This window comes from Pseudomonas sp. NFACC51 (assembly GCF_900103575.1).
GTDB classification, from domain to species: Bacteria; Pseudomonadota; Gammaproteobacteria; order Pseudomonadales; family Pseudomonadaceae; genus Aquipseudomonas; species Aquipseudomonas fluorescens_Q.
The window spans coordinates 139357-157960 of sequence record NZ_FMXH01000004.1; the positions used below are offsets into that span (position 1 = coordinate 139357).

At 59.2% G+C, this 18604-nt stretch carries 12 protein-coding genes and 1 pseudogene; 7 read left to right on the forward strand and 6 right to left on the reverse strand.

Annotated elements, in window-relative coordinates:
* The first annotated feature begins 227 nt into the window (after positions 1-227).
* From BLT00_RS10040 to BLT00_RS10050, 3 genes and pseudogenes are all read left to right on the forward strand, one after another.
* Positions 228-687, forward strand: a pseudogene (locus tag BLT00_RS10040) (transposase).
* A 682-nt stretch (positions 688-1369) separates the two neighbouring features.
* Positions 1370-2791, forward strand: coding sequence for an amino acid permease (locus BLT00_RS10045; protein WP_063324556.1), 1422 nt, complete (start codon positions 1370-1372; stop codon positions 2789-2791).
* Positions 2792-3004: 213 nt separating this feature from the next.
* Positions 3005-4516, forward strand: a complete 1512-nt coding sequence (locus BLT00_RS10050) for a glucosyltransferase domain-containing protein (RefSeq protein WP_092146934.1) — start codon at positions 3005-3007, stop codon at positions 4514-4516.
* On the opposite strand, the gene BLT00_RS10055 is transcribed toward BLT00_RS10050, so the two are convergent.
* The 6 genes from BLT00_RS10055 to BLT00_RS10080 form a co-directional block, all read right to left on the reverse strand.
* Positions 4517-6136 (reverse strand): FMN-binding glutamate synthase family protein, encoded by a 1620-nt coding sequence (locus BLT00_RS10055; protein ID WP_092146936.1) that lies wholly within the window; start codon positions 6134-6136, stop codon positions 4517-4519.
* Between the two features lie 217 nt (positions 6137-6353).
* Positions 6354-7760 carry an ATP-binding protein gene (locus BLT00_RS10060; RefSeq protein WP_092146938.1) on the reverse strand — a complete coding sequence of 469 codons (1407 nt, stop codon included), beginning with the start codon at positions 7758-7760 and terminating at the stop codon, positions 6354-6356.
* Positions 7757-9559 (reverse strand): DAHL domain-containing protein, encoded by a 1803-nt coding sequence (locus BLT00_RS10065; protein ID WP_092146940.1) that lies wholly within the window; start codon positions 9557-9559, stop codon positions 7757-7759. Before BLT00_RS10065 ends, BLT00_RS10060 begins: the two co-directional genes overlap by 4 nt.
* Positions 9556-10515 (reverse strand): cytochrome-c peroxidase, encoded by a 960-nt coding sequence (locus BLT00_RS10070; RefSeq protein ID WP_092146942.1) that lies wholly within the window; start codon positions 10513-10515, stop codon positions 9556-9558. Before BLT00_RS10070 ends, BLT00_RS10065 begins: the two co-directional genes overlap by 4 nt.
* 42 nt (positions 10516-10557) lie before the next feature.
* Entirely contained in the window at positions 10558-12432 is a 1875-nt protein-coding gene (locus tag BLT00_RS10075) for a putative bifunctional diguanylate cyclase/phosphodiesterase (RefSeq protein ID WP_092146944.1), read from the reverse strand.
* Positions 12429-14720, reverse strand: coding sequence for a GGDEF/EAL domain-containing response regulator (locus BLT00_RS10080; protein WP_092146946.1), 2292 nt, complete (start codon positions 14718-14720; stop codon positions 12429-12431). The genes BLT00_RS10075 and BLT00_RS10080 overlap by 4 nt, the downstream gene beginning before the upstream one ends.
* Before the next feature lie 228 nt (positions 14721-14948).
* On the opposite strand from BLT00_RS10080, the gene BLT00_RS10085 reads away from it, so the two are divergent.
* The 4 genes from BLT00_RS10085 (at position 14949) to BLT00_RS10100 (ending at position 18233) form a co-directional block, all read left to right on the forward strand.
* Positions 14949-16316: a response regulator c-di-GMP phosphodiesterase, NosR family gene (locus BLT00_RS10085; RefSeq protein WP_092146948.1), complete on the forward strand. Its 1368-nt coding sequence runs from the start codon at positions 14949-14951 to the stop codon at positions 16314-16316.
* Positions 16317-16659: 343 nt separating this feature from the next.
* On the forward strand, positions 16660-17076 hold the full coding sequence (locus BLT00_RS10090) for an NUDIX hydrolase (protein ID WP_092146950.1): 417 nt from the start codon (positions 16660-16662) through the stop codon (positions 17074-17076).
* A 24-nt stretch (positions 17077-17100) separates the two neighbouring features.
* Positions 17101-17739, forward strand: a complete 639-nt coding sequence (locus BLT00_RS10095; RefSeq protein ID WP_092146952.1) for a LysE family translocator — start codon at positions 17101-17103, stop codon at positions 17737-17739.
* On the forward strand, positions 17736-18233 hold the full coding sequence (locus tag BLT00_RS10100) for a GNAT family N-acetyltransferase (protein WP_092146954.1): 498 nt from the start codon (positions 17736-17738) through the stop codon (positions 18231-18233). The genes BLT00_RS10095 and BLT00_RS10100 overlap by 4 nt, the downstream gene beginning before the upstream one ends.
* Positions 18234-18604: the final 371 nt, after the last annotated feature.

The window sequence follows — 18604 nt, forward strand, 5'->3', positions numbered from 1 at the left end:
GGATAAATCCCCTCGCCACAGATAAATGTCTTGTCACAGATACATTCCTGTCACAGACACATCCCCTGTCACAGATACATTCCTGCCACAGACACATCCCCTGTCACAGATAAATGTCCTAGCCACAAGTACTACGACCACTTCGGAATATTCGCTCGACCTTCTCAGCGTCGATCAACCAACAGCATGGCTACGCTGCATCCAAACCCTCTTAAAGGAAGTAAGGAATGCATCCACGCCCCAATTCACATCGCCTGCGTCGAGGACGTTATTCGGAGCAGGGACGCGCCTATCTGGTGACGGCAGTTACTCATCAGCGCCGTCCTGTTTTTTTCCAACTGGAAGGTTGGAAGATTGTTGGTTACAGAATTCAAATACGCCCATGATTCTGGCCTGGTGAACTCTTTAGCCTGGGTGGTGATGCCGGATCATTTTCACTGGTTGCTGCAACTCCACGACGGCCATCTGAGTCGTGTCATCGGTGCCACCAAAGCTCGATGCACCCATCGCGTCAATAACATGAGTAAAACCTCTGGCCCGCTTTGGCAAAGCGGCTTCCATGATCGCGCGATTCGTGACAATGAAGAGCTGCGGCCCTTCGCCGACTACATCATTGATAATCCGCTACGGGCTGGGCTGGTGGAATGTATTGGCGATTACCCTCTCTGGGATACTGCATGGCCTTGAAGCGCCTCATGCTCCCTGTCTGGACCGAGGAACACGGATTCCCTGTGGTGAGGAGAATTATCTGATAAAGATTTAATCTGCGATGGGGGAGATTATCTGTGATGGTGAGGTTATCTGTGATGGTGAGGTTATTGTGGCGAGGGGATTTATCCCCGCTGGGCTGCGAAGCAGCCCCAATGCAGACAACTGGATCTTTCAGACATACCTGGATGCCGTAGGGGGCTGCTGCGCAGCCCAGCGGGGATAAATCCCCTCGCCACAGGTGTATCCCTTGCCACAGGTGTATCCCTTGCCACAAGTGAACCCCTTGTCACAGGGGAATCCTCACTACAGGGCTGCGATGCCTGAAAGCCTTGTGCCAGAGCCATCGCCCCGCGCCCAGACATGACGCTGCACCCTCCCTGTGCAATACTCGGCGGCGCTTTCGGAAAGGTCTGTCGTCCAGATAATGCATCTCCGGAAACACGGTTTCTACTGAGGTTTCTCCCTGAATTTCCCCGGTTTTACAGTGAATCTCTCTATCCCTGGCTTTTTATACTGCACGGCCCGCTGATCCTGAGGGCGCTGTTCACAGGACGGTCTGTCCACGAAACAGACTGGTTTCGGCAAAGTGGCAGGCTTATCGACCTGCGGCTTTGGAGACTCGGTGGTCAATCCAATAACAAGACGAGGTTGTATCCCTATGGCTGTCGGCAATCATCTGCCCCATGGCGAGACCGCTCAGGGTGGTCCGCTCAAACGTGAGCTCGGTGAGCGGCACATCCGCCTGATGGCGCTTGGCGCCTGCATCGGTGTCGGGCTGTTCCTCGGCTCGGCCAAGGCCATTGAAATGGCCGGCCCGGCGATCATGCTGTCCTACATCATTGGCGGCCTGGCGATCCTGGTGATCATGCGCGCCCTCGGCGAGATGGCCGTGCACAACCCGGTGGCCGGCTCGTTCAGCCGCTATGCCCAGGACTACCTCGGCCCGCTAGCCGGCTTCCTGACCGGTTGGAACTACTGGTTCCTGTGGCTGGTGACCTGTGTGGCGGAGATCACCGCGGTGGCGGTGTATATGGGCATCTGGTTCCCCGACGTGCCCCGCTGGATCTGGGCCCTGGCCGCCTTGGTCAGCATGGGCTCGATCAACCTGATCGCGGTCAAGGCCTTCGGTGAGTTCGAATTCTGGTTCGCCCTGATCAAGATCGTCACCATCATTGCCATGGTCATCGGCGGTGTCGGCATCATCGCCTTCGGGTTCGGCAACGACGGCGTGGCCTTGGGCATTTCCAACCTCTGGACCCACGGCGGTTTCATGCCCAACGGCGTGCAGGGTGTGCTGATGTCCCTGCAGATGGTGATGTTCGCCTACCTGGGCGTGGAGATGATCGGCCTGACCGCCGGCGAAGCGAAGAACCCACAGAAAACCATCCCCAACGCCATCGGCTCGGTGTTCTGGCGGATCCTGCTGTTCTACGTCGGCGCGCTGTTCGTGATCCTGTCGATCTACCCGTGGAACGAGATCGGCACCCAGGGCAGTCCGTTCGTGATGACCTTCGAGCGCCTGGGCATCAAGACCGCCGCCGGCATCATCAACTTCGTGGTGATCACCGCCGCGCTGTCGTCCTGTAACGGCGGCATCTTCAGCACCGGGCGGATGCTCTACAGCCTGGCGCAGAATGGCCAGGCCCCGGCCGGTTTTGCCACCACTTCGGCCAACGGCGTGCCGCGCCGCGCCTTGCTGTTGTCCATCGCCGCGTTGCTGCTGGGCGTGCTGCTCAACTACCTGGTGCCAGAGAAAGTCTTCGTCTGGGTGACCTCCATCGCCACATTCGGCGCGATCTGGACCTGGGTGATGATCCTGCTGGCCCAGCTCAAATTCCGTAAGAGCCTGAGCGCTTCGGAACGTGCGGCCTTGAAGTACCGGATGTGGCTGTACCCGGTCAGCTCGTACCTGGCGTTGGCATTTTTGGTGCTGGTGGTGGGGCTGATGGCGTACTTCCCTGATACACGGGTGGCGTTGTATGTCGGTCCGGCGTTCCTGGTGTTGTTGACGGTGTTGTTTTATGTATTCAAGTTGCAGCCGACGGGCGAAACCCACGGCTCGGTGCGGTCAGTGTCGTAAATTAACCGCGATATAAAAGAAAGCCCCGGTCAGTGACTGGGGCTTTTTCATTGAGCTGTGATTGACCGTCCGTCGAAGACTGTAGCTGACCTGTAAGTTCTGACAGTAGACCCGCATCGGACCGCAGTCTAGCTTGGAAGCTTGCCAACAGGGAATGGCAAGGCACCAAGATGAAAGATCTATCTGCACTGTTGGCGATTGCACGAGTAACCTATGCGAATAACGAAGGTACTTAGCAAAAAAGAGGTGCTATTGTTTTTTACGGTAGCTTCTTTTGTGTACGTATACCCTATTGTTCATGCCGATTACGCCTATGTAGACGATAGTTGGCGGGAAATATTGGCGATCGATGACTGGTGGAGAATTCACGGCAGAGTGCTGGCTGAAGTGGTTACGAAGCTTATGGCGTTTAACAATGCAACCATTAATATTTTCCCGCTTCCATTGTTAATTGCTACTTTTGCATTTGCATGTGCGATGACTAGGCTGACGTTATGGTATTTTCCTCGCCCCGAGTGGACAGCGTGTCTCGTGGTGCTCCCACTGCTCTGTAATCCTTTTTTTTTAGGTAACATTAGTTTTCAATATGATGGGCCGGGTATGATGTTAGCAGTTGTGGCTGCTGTTTTTTCTATAACCTGTCATGTTCGCAATAGTTACCTGCGAGGGTGCGTGTCGGCTATTTTAATAGCGGTGCTGCTAAGTATTTATCAATTGGTGATTACAGTTTTTATTGGGTTGTGCTGTATGGAGTGTTTGTGGAATGTTAGAAATGGAAAGCCGGCGCAGGAAGTGTTGAGAGAAATTGGGTTGCGTGGTTTACAGCTTTTTTTTGGGGGGATTTTTTATTATTTTACCGCTTTCAAACTGACGAGCGATAGGCGCGGTTCGCTGGCAGAGTTCGATTCGCACTGGCTTGGAGAGGTCGTTAGAAAGTTTAAGTTCTCTATGGAAAAAGTGTTCGAGTTGATCAACGCCGGAAATGGATTTTTTTCTATTTTAATGGTGATCGTAGCCGGCGTGGGATATGTCCTAGTCATTAAGAATGTTTTAGCACTGGCCGGTGGTAGGGGCGAAAAAGTTTTAGTTTTAGGGGCCTGTCTATGCGTACCGCCTGTGCTGATAGTTTGTGTCCCCGGTCCGATGTTATTCGTGCTGGATCCTAATTTGGAAGCGCGGAACTATCTGGGGTTTTCTGTAGTATTATTTTTTTTGCTGCTGATGAGTCGTGAAGTTTTGGGGCGTGCTGGGTTGCGAATGCTTTTGGTGATACCAGTTTTGGCGATGTATTCGTTTAGTTACGGCTATGGGCAAGTTCTTATCGCAAAAAAAGAGCTTGAGACGGCCATGGCAATGTTTATAGCTTATGACATTATTGCAACAAAAGAATTTCTCAATTCCCCTGTGCTTTATTATATTGAGCCCCCTATTAATGGGAAGTGGTTGCCCAAAGCGCAGGGTGCCATAAATTATATGCCGGCGTTGCGCTACCTTTTGAGCAGCTCCAGTATGGTGCTCCGCCCAAATACTTTACCTCAGTACGGTATTAATAATGTGGTTTCAGAGGGGCGCGCCGCTTTTGATGCGGCGACGGCTGAGGGCAAGACTTATAGGCGGGTGGTAGACAGGAAGTTCTATTCATTTTATGTCACTGAGTCAGGTGATTTTATTGTCATGAAAGATTTAACAGGTTCCGAAGGGTACATTAGGGGATGGTGGCGATAGTTACGCCGCCACTATTTTCTCCGGCTCAAAACTATCCGTCCGAGCCATCTGCCACATCCGCGAATAAAACGCCCCATTCACCTCACCCGTCAGCAATTCCCCCGGTTTCAAAAACACATGCAACTGCGAAAACAGCTTGATCTCAGTCGCTGACATCCGCCGTACCAGATGCTTGGGCTGCAACTGCGAAGGATGCTCAAGCCCGGCAGCGGCGAGCATTTCGGCCAGGGCCTTGAGGGTGTTGCGGTGGAAGTTGTAGACCCGTTGGGCTTTATCCGGGACGACCAGGGCGCGCTGGCGCAGGGTGTCTTGGGTGGCGACGCCGGTGGGGCATTTGTTGGTGTGGCAGCTTTGCGACTGGATGCAGCCGATGGCGAACATGAAGCCGCGCGCGGCGTTGGCCCAGTCGGCGCCGATGGCCAGGACGCTGGCGATGTCGAAGGCGCTGACGATCTTGCCGCTGGCGCCGAGCTTGATCTTGTCCCGCAGGTTCAGGCCCACCAGGGTGTTGTGCACGAACAGCAGGCCCTCGCGCAGCGGCACGCCGATGTGGTCGGTGAATTCCACTGGCGCCGCGCCCGTGCCGCCTTCCTTGCCGTCCACCACGATGAAGTCGGGGAGGATTCCGGTTTCCAGCATGGCCTTGGCGATGCCCATGAATTCCCAGGGGTGGCCCAGGCAGAATTTGAAGCCCACCGGTTTGCCGCCGGACAGTTCGCGCAGTTGCTGGACGAACTGCATCAGTTCGATCGGCGTGGAAAACGCGCTGTGACGTGACGGCGAAACACAATCCTCGCCCATGAGGATGCCCCGGGTCTCAGCGATTTCCCGGGTGACCTTGTGCTTGGGCAGGATCCCGCCATGGCCGGGTTTGGCGCCCTGGCTCATCTTGATTTCAATCATCCGCACCTGCGGGTTCTGCGCCTGGACGGCGAAGCGTTCCGGGTCAAAGCGCCCGTCGCTGGTGCGGCAGCCGAAATAACCGCTGCCCAGTTCCCAGGTCAGGTCGCCGCCGTGTTCGCGATGGTAGGGGCTGATGCTGCCTTCACCGGTGTCGTGGGCGAAGTTGCCCAACTTGGCGCCTTGGTTCAACGCCCGGATCGCATTGGCGCTCAAGGAGCCGAAACTCATCGCCGAGATGTTGAACACTGACGCTGAGTACGGCTGGGTGCACTGCGGGCCGCCGACCGTCACGCGAAAACCGCTGGGATCGCTCAACGGTGCCGGGCGCATGGAATGGCCGATGAATTCGAAGCCGGTCTGGTAGACGTCGATCAGGGTGCCGAAGGGTTTGTCGGCGCTTTCGTTCTTGGCCCGGGAGTACACCAGCGAACGTTGGGCCCGGGAGAAGGGCAGGGCCTCGCTGTCGGATTCGAGCAGGTACTGGCGGATTTCCGGTCGGATGCCTTCGACCAGGTAGCGGATGTTGCCCAGGATCGGATAGTTGCGCCGCACCGCATGGCGGCTTTGCAGCAGGTCGAACAGCCCCAGCAGGCTTAACAGCCCCGTCACCAATGCCATCGGCCAGAGCCAGTCGTGTTGCAGGAACGGCAGGCTGGCGAGGGTGAAGATGACACAGCCGGCGAAGAAGGCGTAACGGCTCAGCAGCGACAGGCTCATGCGGTTTCCTTGGGGGGAGCGGTTGGCGAGACATTAGCTTGGAATTCAGCCTGTGGCGAGGGAGCTTGCTCCCGCTGGGCTGCGAAGCGGCCCCAATTGGATCACTGCGATCATTCAGGTAGACCGCGTCAGGTGTTTTGCGACGGCTGCGCCGCCGAGCGGGAGCAAGCTCCCTCGCCACAAGAGCCTGCTCGCTGCTGTTAGGCGATACAGTTGCTCAGCCCGCCTGCTTCATCTGCCGCAACGGTAATTCCACGCGGAAGGTGGTGCCGACGCCGACTTCGCTGCGTACCGTGATTTCGCCGTGGTGTTTTTTCACGATGCCGTAGGACAACGACAGCCCGAGCCCTGTGCCCTGGCCGATGGGTTTGGTGGTGAAGAACGGGTCGAAGATTTTCTGCAGGGTATCGGGGGGGATGCCCGAGCCGTTGTCGGCGACTTCGATCCATACGGTTTCATCACCAACGCCGTTGCGCAGGGTGATGGTGCCGCGCTCGGGGCCGATGGCCTGGGCGGCGTTGACGATCAGGTTCATGATCACCTGGTTGATCTGCGACGGCAGGCATTCCACTTCCGGCAACGGCGTGTACTCCTTGACCACGTCGGCCTTGTATTTGATTTCATTGGCGACGATGTTCAACGTCGAATCCATGCCCTGCTGCAAATTGGCCATCTGCCATTCCTGGCTGGAATCGACGCGAGAGAAGTCCTTCAGGTCCTTGACGATCTGCCCGACCCGGCCAATGCCATCCTTGGACTCCTTGATCAGCAGGGGAATGTCCTCGACGAGAAAGTCCAGCTCCACCTGTTCGCGCAGCTTGCGCAATTGCACCACCAGCTCCGGCGAGGCGATGGCCCCCTCGGCGCTGCCGTAGGCGCTGAGCATTTCCTGGAGTTTGCCGAAGTAGCCGTCCAATGCACCCAGGTTGGAAGAAATGAAACCGATCGGGTTGTTGATTTCATGGGCCACCCCAGCCGCCAACTGTCCCAGCGAGGCGAGCTTTTCCGATTGCACCAGTTGGGTTTCCAGCATCTTGCGTTCGTCGATTTCCATTTGCAGCAGCTCGCTGGCCTGTTTGAACGCCTGGGTCCGTTGTTCCACCAGGTCTTCGAGCTTGTTCATTTTCAGTTCCGCGCGGGAGGTCATTTCCCATTTGGTGGTCAGGGTGTTGGCCATCTGCTGGACTTCGATGTTGTCGAACGGTTTTTTCAAGATCAGCAAACGGTCGTGGCCGTTCAGACGGTCGAGCAGTTCATCCCAGGAATAATCCGAATAGGCGGTGCAGACCACCACTTGCAACTGCGGGTCGCGCTTCCAGAGTTCTTCGATGGTCTTGGCGCCATCCCAGCCTTCGGGCATGCGCATGTCGACAAAGGCCAGGGCATAAGGACGCCCTTTTGCCGATGCCTCCAGCAACTTGTTCAGGCCTTCCATCCCGCCATAGGCCGAGTCGAGTTCGAACACGGTGGCAGCAGGTTTTGGTGCTTCGCCGAACAGCGCGCTTTCCATGTCCAGCAAGTCAGCGTTGCTGTCATCCTCCGGGGTGAGGATCTTGCGGAAATCTTCATGAATGGCGGGTGTATCGTCGATCAACAGGATGCGGCGGTTACTCATGCTATTCATGGCTCACCTTCTGCAAGTTTCAGGGGCAGTTGCAGTTGGAACGTCGCCCCCCTGCCTGGCCCCTCACTGTGGGCGGTGAGGCGGCCTTCCATTTCAATGGCCGCCAATGCGCAACTGTGCAGGCCAAAGCCGTGGCCTTCCTTACGCGTGGTAAAACCGTGGGCGAAGATGCGCGTCATGTTTTCCTCCGGGATACCTTCGCCTTCGTCCTTGACGCTGATTTGCAGGGTCTGGCCATCGACGACGGCAGCCTTCAGGGTCATGTTTCGCGCATGATTGGAAACCCCCGCCATGGCGTATTTGGCATTGCTGATCAGGTTGATCAGGATCAACAGCAAGCGGTGTTTGTCACCCATGATCCGCGGCACATCGCCGTATTCCTTGATCACCGTAACATGGTGACGGGTCAGGGCGCCCGAATTCATGCGCAAGGCATCTTCGAGCAGTTCGCTGACCACCAAGGGTTCCAGCAGGCTGTTGGCCCCGGCATAGGATTGCTGGGTGGAAACGATGTCCTTGATGTGGTCCACGCTCTTGCTCAACTGGGCCAGTTCGTCGGTCATGCCCTGTTGCTCGAGCGCGATGGCCTCGACCAGTTGGTTGAGGTAACCGGGCAGCAGCTTGCCTTTGGCGTCTTCGGTGAAAAAGTGCCCGAGGTCATCGGCGTGTTCGTTGATCAGTTGCATCGCCTTGCCCAGCCCCTGGGCCTTGCTACTGCGCAGTTTGCGGCTGACCAGGTCGGCGGAGATGTTCACGCTGTTGAGGACGTTGCCGACGTTGTGCAACACGTTGGTGGCGATTTCCGCCATGCCGGCCTGGCGGGCGGTGTCCATCAATTCGCTCTGGGTGTCCTTGAGCTGGCGGGTCCGTTCTTCAACCCGCTGTTCCAGTTCATCGTTGGCGCTTTGCAGCGCGTTGTTGACCCTTTTGATCTCGGCGAAACTGCGTACCAGGCGGATCGCCAGCCAGATCAGTATCAAGACCAGGAACGTGGCGAACACCAGCAGGTAGACGTGGTTACGTTCGTACTTGGCCGCGGCTTTGCTCTGGTCTTTCTCCAACAGGTCAGTAATGGTGTCCAGGTGTCCGGACACGGGGATCGCTTCGATGGCCGCTAACAGCTCATTGACCCGCGGTTGTTCGCGCAGGATCAGCGCGATGTGCCTGCTCAGGATGTCAACGGGGCCTTGAAGCCCCTGGGGCATGCGCTCCTTGTTGATGTCCAGCCGGTTCAGGCCCAGCAGCACTTCGGCGGCTACCTCGCTGGTGCTCAACTGGGCGAACTCCATGCTGCTGAGCAACAGGTCGTAGGTGTCGATGGCGACGTTTTGCAGTTGCAGGCGCTCCGTGTCGGCCAGCCGGGCGAACTGGGCCTGGATGTCGTCCTCGGCGGAGGGCAGGAAGGCCATGGAGTTGCGCAGCACCGCGTTGTGGGATTTGAACTGTTCCACCAACCGGGTCTTTTCCTTGACCGCCTTGAGATACTCGTCGCGCTGGGCTTCCCAGAGTGACGGCTTGTGGCGTCCGGGCTCCGATTCGATGGCGTCGAGACGCTGCCACAGGCGCGCCATTTCATGCAGGGGCGTGACCAGGGGATCGTAGTTTTGGGTCAGGGCGATCCGCGACTTGAGCACTTCGTTGTCCCAGATGGCGTCCTGCTGCTTGAGCAGGCGAATCAGATCCCGGGACTCAATGTACGAGGCGGCCTGCTGGGCCCCTGAATTGATGTACATGAACAGCAGGACCGATGCCAGCAACAGGCCGATGAACGCAAGGCCGAGGCGACGGAGAGTGGTCATAGGGGCTTGCCCTCCGATTCACCGGTCAGCGTCTTGAGGAACTCGACGATCAGGGTCGTATCGTTCTTGAGGGGCTCACGCCCCAGTTGGTACTTGAACATGATCTCCACCGCGCGTTCCAGGGTCGGGGCCGACGCGTCATGGAAATACGGGGCGGTGACGGCCACATTGCGCAGGCTGGGCACCTTGAAGACCTGGCGGTCGGCTTCATCGCCAGTGATGTTGAAGCGTCCTTCGTCGGCTCGGGTAGGGTTGCCCCGATCCTTGATGTAGTCGCCCATCACCCCGAACTTCTGGAACATGTTGCCGCCGATGTTCACGCCTTGGTGGCAGGCGATGCAGCCGTACTCCTTGAAGCGCTGGTAACCGAACTTTTCCCGGGGCGTGAGGATGTCGGTATTGCCCAGCAGGTATTGGTCGAAGCGCGAATTGGGTGTCTGCAAGGTGCGCTCGTAATCCGCCAGTGCGCCCTGGATATTGGGCTTGGTCACGCCGTCGGGATAGGCGTCCTTGAAGTCCTTGGCATAACCGGGGTCATTGGCGATGCGCTTGACGACCGATTCCCAGGTGCTGCCCATTTCCGCCGGGCTGGTCACGACTGCGTGGACCTGTTCTTCCAACGTGTCGACGCGACCATCCCAGAACTGGTGGAAGTTCAGGCCGGCATTGAACACGGTCGGCGTATTGACCTCCACCGGCTTGCCGTCGAAGCCCAGGGAGAACGGCTTGTCGTCGGCACCGCCCTTGTCCAGGCGATGGCAACTGGCACAGGACAGGGTGTTGTTGACCGACAGCCGCGGGTCATTGAACAGCCGCAACCCCAGTTGGACGCGCTTGGGGTCCAGGGCCGGAGCCGCTGGCAGGGGTTTGAGGGGTTCGTCCAGTGGCTCGGCGTGAGCGGTCACGCTTGATCCCACGAGTAGGCCGAGAGCCAGAATCAGTCCATGTAACGCCATGGGATGCTTTCCTTGAAACTTTGGTTGATAACACTCAGGTGTTCACGAAAACGGGTTCTGGCGTTTTTCCCACTCGGTCATCCAGTCGGCGAAGGCCTGCGGTTCGACGGCCTTGCTGAAGTAATAACCCTGGACCTCCTCGCAATGGTGCTTCTTGAGAAATTCCAACTGTTCGAGGGTTTCCACACCTTCGGCAATGATGTGCAGGTTCAGGCTCTTGCCCAGGCTGATGATGGTGCTCACCAGCTTGGCGTCGTTGCTGTCGATGCTCAGGTCACCGACGAACGACTGGTCGATCTTCAACACATCCACCGGAAATTTCTGCAGGTAGCTCAGGCTCGAATAGCCGGTGCCGAAGTCGTCGATGGCCAGGCGAATGCCTAGCTGCTTGATGGCCTTGAGGATGGCTACCGTGGTATCGACGTTCTGCATCAGTACACTTTCGGTGATCTCCAGTTCTAACTGTGTCGGAGCCAAGCCGGTTTCCTTGAGGGTGCGGGCGATGCCTTCGACGAAGCCGCGCTGGCGAAAATCGATGGCCGAGACGTTCACCGACAGGTACAGCGGGCGCATGCCCTGGGCTTGCCAGCGACACGCCTGCTGGCAGGCTTCCTGAAGCACCCATTGGCTCAGCGGAACGATCAGGCCGCTGTCCTCGGCCACCGGAATGAAATCCGACGGATAGACCAGGCCATGATCCGGCCTGTTCCAGCGCACCAGCGCCTCGACACCGACCACCTTGCCGCTCTTGAGGTCGAGCTTGGGTTGGTAATGCAGCACGAACTCCTTGCGTTGCAGGCCCAGGCGCAGGCCGGATTCGATGGTCTGTTGCTGTCGCGCCCGGCGGTTCATGTCTTCGGTGAAAAACCGGTAGTCGTTGGGGCCGGTTTCCTTGACGTTGCGCATCGCTGTCTCGGCTTTCTTGATCAGCGCCACGGCGTCGAAACCGTCGGAGGGGTACACGCTGATGCCCAGGCTCGCGGTGACGGTCAGGTCATGGCCGTCGATGGGTTGCGGGGAACTGATGGCCGCCAGTAGTTTGTCGGCCACGCCTTTGGTCTGCTGCGGGTCGACGATGTCTCCCAGCACCACCACGAATTCATCGGAACCGTAGCGAAACACCGAATCGGATTCACGCACCACGGTCGCCAGTGCCCGGGCCACTCGCTTGAGCATTTCATCGCCCACGGGATGGCCCAGCGCGTTATTGATGCGCTTGAAGCGGTCCAGGCCGATGAACATCACCGCCAGCTGCCGGTCGTGCCGGCGGCACTGGGCCATGGCCTGGGTCAGGCGATCGCCGAGCAACATGCTGTTGGGCAACTCGGTGAGCACGTCGTATTGCAGCAGGTGGGATACCTTGAGCAATTCCTGGACGCGTTCTTCGATCGTGCGCTCCAGGCTGCGCATTTTCCTCGCCGCATCCTGGGCCAGCTGCCACTTCCAAGTCATGGCGCTGGCCATCTGGCGGATTTCCAGGGTGTCGAAGGGTTTCTTGAGGATCAGCAACTGATCGTCGAACTCGATCCGTTCGGACATGGTTTCCCAGGAGTAATCCGAGAACGCCGTGCACAGGGCGATTTGCAGGCGCGGGTCGGCTTCCCACAGCCGCTCGATGGTTTGCAGGCCGTCCCAGCCCGGTGGCATGCGCATGTCAGCGAACACCATCGCATAGGGCTGGCCTTCGGCCTGGGCGCGCTTGACCAGTTCCAGCGCCTCTTCGCCCTGGTAGGCCGAGTCGATCTGAAATTGCAGCCGGCTGACCTGTGGGGTGCCGAACAGCAGGCTCTCGGTGTCGTCCAGTGAGTCATCGCTGCCGGCGCTGGGGCTGAGGATCTTGCGAAAGTCCTGGTGGATCGCCGGTGTGTCGTCCACCACCAGGATTCGCCGGTTGGCAGGTACCGACATCGGGTTCATGGATTGCTCTCCGATAGCTCGCTCGCTGGTCGGGTCCAGTGGTCTGTCGCCGGAACGATGGTGCCGGCCTTGAGCAGTTCGGCGGCCTGGCCGCTGTCGACCACGGTGCTGAAGTAATGCCCCTGGGCCTGCATCGCGCCGCCGCTGGACATCAGCGTGGTGCGTTGCTCCTGGGTTTCGACGCCCTCGGCAATGATCCCGATGCCCACGTCCCGGGCGAAGTTGATGATCGCCCGCAACGTCGTGGCATTCTCGGGATCGGCGTTGGCGCTGTCGAGGAAGCGCTGGGCGAGCTTGAGGTGATTGACCCGGTAGGTCTTGAGGTAATCGAACGAAGAGTACTCGGTGCCGAAGTCATCGATGGCGATCTGCACGCCCAACTCGCAGAGGCGCGGCAGCACGTCGTTGTGGGTCCACTTGGTCTGGGCCAGGGTGGCTTCGGTGACGTCGAAGCGCAGGTCCCAGGGCGCCAGTTCCCAGCGTGCGGTGGTGCGCAGCACGTCGTAGATCAGTTCCGGGCCGGTCTTGAGCTGGGTCAGGGACAGGTCGATGGCGATTACCGGGGGCGCCATGCCCTGGTCGCGCCACTGGCGCATTTGTTGGCAAGCCTGGTCCAGCACCCAATGCCCGAGGCCAATGATGATCCCGGTTTTCTCGGCGGCGGGCATGAAGACCGCCGGCTCCAGCCAGCCACGTTGGGGGTGGTTCCAGCGCACTTGCACGCCCATGCCGAGGATCTTGCCGGTGCCGAGGTCGACTTCCGGCAGGTAGTGCAGGTGCAGTTCCTGGTTTTCGATGGCTTGGCGCAGATCGTTGGCCAGGGCGACCCGGTCGGTGACTTCCTGGTTAATTTCCTCGTTATGGAAATGGTACTGGTTGCGGCCCTTTTCCTTGGAGCGGTACAGGGCCATGTCGGACTGCGCCATCAGGCTGTCGGCACTCAGGCTCTGCGGGGTGTACAGGGCGATGCCGATGCTCACCGAGATCCGCACGTCGTTGCCGTCCAGGGAGTACGGTGCCACGAGGGCATCGCGGATCTTGCCCGCCAGCGCGGCGCAATGGGTCGCTTCATGGACGTCCAGTTGCAGGAGGGCGAACTCGTCGCCGCCCAGGCGCGCCACCACGTCGTTTTCCCGGGTGCAGGCCTTGATCCGTGTGGCGACTTCCTGCAACAGCAGGTCGCCGATGGGGTGACCCAGGGTGTCGTTGATCCGTTTGAAGTGGTCCAGGTCCAGGTAGAACATCGCAAACGGCGCCGCACCCCGACGAGCGGCGGCGAAGGCCTGGTGCAGGCGCTCGATCATGGTGGCGCGGTTGGCCAGCCCGGTCAGGCCGTCGGTGCGGGCCAGCAGGGCGATTTTCTCTTCGGCCAGCTTGCGCTCGGTAATGTCGAGGATGATGCCTTCTATTTCCAGCAACAGGCCTTGCTCGTTGCGCACCGGGATGTAGCGGTTCTCTACCCAGCGGTACGTGTCGTCGCCGGTGTGCATGCGGAACTCGATGGACGCCCCTGCGGTGTCGCGGTCCAGAACGCGGACCATGGCCTCATGGACCTTCTCCTGGTCGTCGGGGTGGATCAGGGTTTGCGCCCAGTCCGGCGAGTTGGTCAGTTGCGCTGCGGAATGGCCGAACTTGGTGATGTTGTGGGAGATGTACATCAATGCGAACGGCGGCTCGCCCCGCAGGCGATAGAGAATGGTCGGGCTGTTCTGCACGATGATGTTGGCGTCGGCCAGTTCGCGGGTGCGTTCCTCGACTGCGCGCTCGAGCATGTCCATTTTCAGCGCCGCGTCTTCGGTCATTTGCCATTTGACGGTCAAGGTACTGGCCATCTGGCGGATCTCGATGGCGTCGAAGGGTTTTTTCAGGATGAGCAGGCGGTCGCCCAGTTCAAGGCGATCGGCAATGTCTTCCCAGGAATAGTCCGAGTAAGCGGTGCACAGGGCGACTTGCAGCTTGGGGTCGGCGCGCCACAGCCGCTCGATGGTTTCCAGGCCGTCCCAGCCCGGAGGCATGCGCATGTCGATGAACGCCATGGCGAAGGGTTGCCCCTGGGCCAGCGCCGTTTCGACCTTGTTCAGGGCTTCCATGCCCTGGAATGCCGAATCGAGCACGAAACTCGCACCAGAAACCGCCACGGGCGAGCCGAACAAGGCCTCTTCGGCGCTGCTCAGGCTGTCCTGGGTGTTCGCCTCGGGGCTGAGGATCTTGCGGAAATCCTCATGGATAGTCGGCGTGTCGTCGACAATCAGGATTCGCCGATTAGTTTTATCCAACGGCAGGCTCATGGCCGTGCACCGTTTTGATGCTGACTATAGAACCCTGGAAACATCTGATATCCCTTTCGCTGGCATGAGTATTCGGCCTGTACATGGCCCTTCATGGGATACAGCATAGTCGTCTCATCGGGATACGCTCGGTCAGTGATGGCAAATGTGTCTAAATGTTCGCAATCTACTAGCCTGTATTTCGGGGGTAAGGTAGAACGGTTGTCGTGAATAGGAGGGGGGTTTCAAATGGAAGATCAATCGCCGGATGTTCCGGTAAGGAAGCCATCGGTGCTGTTGGTCGATGACGAAGAGTCGATCCTCAATAGCCTGCGTCGGCTATTGCGCAGCCAGCCGTACGAGATCCTGCTGGCCGACAGTGGCGCCAGAGCCCTGGAAATTCTCAAGGAGCGGCCGGTCGACCTGGTGATGACCGATGCGCGCATGCCGAACATGGATGGCGCCACGCTGCTGGCCGAGATCCGCAAGCTGTACCCATCGACCTTGCGCATCCTGCTCACCGGTTATGCCGATGTGGACATGATGACCAAGGCCATCAACGAGGGGCAACTCTATCGCTACCTCAGCAAGCCCTGGAACGATGAGGAACTGGTGCAGGCCTTGCGCCAGGCCCTGTCCCACCAGCATTCCGAAAGCGAGCGCCAGCGCCTCGAAGCGCTGAATCGCGAGCAGAACCAGCAACTCAAGACCCTTAACGCCACCCTGGAAAAACGCGTGGCGTCGCGCACCTCCGAGCTGCAGCAGACCGCCGACATGCTCGATTTGGCCTATGACGAGCTCAAGCGCAGTTATGTGACCAGCACCGAAGTGTTTTCGCTGATCGCCAACCTGCGCCTGCCCAAGGCCAAGCAGACCAACCGGCAGATCATCGAGTTGATCAGGGTCTATAGCCGGCTGCATTTCCTCGATGAGTCCACCGACCGCGACCTGACCATGGCCGCGGCGCTCTACAACATCGGCAAGCTGAGCTGGACCGATAACATGATGGTCACGCCTGCCGACTTGCTGCACCACAACGAACTTGAGCTCTATCGGGCCTATCCGAAGCAGAGCGAATCGCTGCTGATGACCCTGGACCCGATGAAGGATGCGGCGCGGATCATTCGCCATCACCAGGAGCGTTGGGACGGCAGCGGCTTCCCCGAGCACCTCAGGGGCGAGGCCATTCCGTTCGGTTCGAGGCTGTTGAAACTGGCGGTGGACTTCATCGAGCTGCAGCGCGGGTTGATCCTGGAGCGGCAGATGAACAGCGACGAAGCGCTGGTCTACATCCGCAAGTACGCCGGCAAGCTGTACGACCCGGACATGGTCGAGGATTTCATCAAGGCCTGTGGGGAATACTTGGAGGACGTGACCCTGTCCGACCCGACGGTAGAGGTCAAGACCACCCGCGAACTGATGCCCGGCATGATCCTGGCCCGCAACCTCAACGCTGACAACGGCATGCTGCTGCTCAACGCCGGCAAGGTCCTGAGCGGCCCGCTGGTGGAAAAGCTCATCGCCTTCGAAGCGATGGAAGGGGCCCGGTACAGCGTGTTCGTCAAGATCCCCGAAGAGCAAGCCGACCCTACGGCGCCGAAGCCGATTTTGGGGTGACGCGGATCGGACGACGCCATCGCTCCCACAAGGCAATGCTGTTCACTTAAGGATGGTTGAATCATTGTGGCGAGGGGATTTATCCCCGCTGGGCTGCGAAGCAGCCCCCAAACCTGAACACTCGGTGTGTCAGGCAAAAGTCATGTCTGAAGCTTTTTTGGGGCTGCTTCGCAGACCAGCGGGGATAAATCCCCTCGCCACAGATTCATCTACTGCCTTAAGTGAACAGCATTGCGCTCCCACAAGGGGAAGCGTGGGTCCTGAAACTGGGGCCAGGCTTTGCTCCCTGCCACCGTGGTCTGTAATCTCCCTGGCATTTTTCTGCCCAAGGCTTTGACTCATCATGACCACTTCCCTCATCCGCATCGCCGCCGCCCTGTTGCTCGGGCCGGACGGGCGAACCCTGCTGGTGCGCAAGCGCGGCACCCGGGCCTTCATGCAGCCGGGCGGCAAGATCGAGGCCCATGAACAGCCGGTGCAGGCGCTGGCCCGGGAGCTGGAAGAGGAGCTTGGGTTGCAGATCGACCCGGCACAGGCCCGTTACCTGGGCGTGTTCAGCGCTCCGGCGGCCAACGAGCCGGGGTTTATCGTGCAGGCCGAGGTATTTTTGCTGAGCATCGATGCCCCGGTTTCGCCGGCAGCCGAAATTGAAGAGGTGTGCTGGATCGACCCGGCCGGCGCCAGCAATCTTTTGCTGGCACCGTTGACAGGCGAGGTGATCCTGCCGTTTTATCGAACGACACTTCTAGCTGCCTGCTGATTCACGCCTCAAGGACTGATGCCCATGATTCCATTGCCGGACCTGTTGATTTTCGCCGCTGCCGCGTTGCTGATGGTACTGACGCCCGGCCCGAACATGATCTACCTGATCTCCCGTTCGATCTGCCAGGGCCGCAAGGCCGGCGTCACCTCCCTGCAGGGGGTGGTGGCGGGGTTCTTCGTGCACATGTTCGCCGCGGCCGCCGGATTGACGGCGGTGTTCCTGGCGGTGCCCATGGCCTATGAAGTATTGAAATGGGCCGGTGCGCTGTACCTGTTGTGGCTGGCCTGGCAGGCGGTCAAGCCGGGCGCGCGTTCGCCCTTCGAGGCCCAGCAGTTGCCAGCGGACTCGACACGCAAGTTGATCACCATGGGTTTTTTCACCAGCGCCCTGAACCCCAAGATCGCGGTGTTCTACCTGTCGGTGTTCCCGCAGTTCATCAGCCCGGAACACGGTTCGCTGTTCACCCAGAGCATTATCCTGGGCCTGACCCAGATCAGCGTCAGTTTCAGCGTCAACCTGCTGATTGCCCTGTTCGCTGCCGGCATTGCCTCATGGTTCGTCCACAACCCGACCTGGCTGGCGGCGCAGCGCTACTTCATGGGGTTTGTCCTCGGTGCGCTGGCGTTGCGCCTGATGTTTGAGCAACGGCGTTCGGCGTGAGCATCCGACGGTTGAGGGCCGGCGATGCCCAGGCGTATCGCCAGTTGATGCTGCAGGCATACGCGCTGCATCCCCAAGCCTTCACCTCCAGCGTCACCGAGCGGGCCAAGCTGCCTATCAACTGGTGGGAGTCACGCCTGGGCAGCCGGCTCGATGTGCTGCTGGGGGCGTTTGTCGAGCAAGAGCTGGTCGGCATTGTCGGCCTGGCCCTGGAGCCCCGGGAAAAAGCCCGGCACAAGGCGCTGCTGTTCGGCATGTACGTCGCCGATGAACATCGCCATCGTGGGCTCGGCTACCAACTGGTCCAAGCCGCCCTCGCCGAAGCCCGGCGTCATCCCTTCCTGCGCCTGGTGCAACTGACCGTCACCGCCGGCAACACCCCGGCGCTCAAGCTCTACCAGCGTTGTGGTTTCGTTCTGTACGGCCTCGAACCGATGGCGATCTGCGTGGACGATGAGTACCTCGACAAAATCCACATGTGGCTCGAGCTGTAAACCAACCGGCCATGACTGTTGAGCTTTTTTGTGGCGAGGGAGCTTGCTCCCGCTGGGCTGCGCAGCAGCCCCTTTTCAGGTGGGCGCTGCGCACCCAAGCGGGAGCAAGCTCCCTCGCCACAAAAGCCCAAAAGCCCAAAAGCCCAAAAGCCCAAAAGCCCAAAAGCCCAAAAGCCCAAAAGCCCAAAAGCCCAAAAGCCCAAAAGCATCCCGGTCGACCAACCGATTGGCTCTTGAGACTGACACTGATTCGAGGCATTCCTTTAACCCACGCCGTGCCCAATTCCCTGTGGCGAGGGAGCTTGCTCCCGCTGGGGCGCGCAGCGGCCCTAGAACCCGGCGACACGGTGGATCAGGTTGATTGAGTGAGC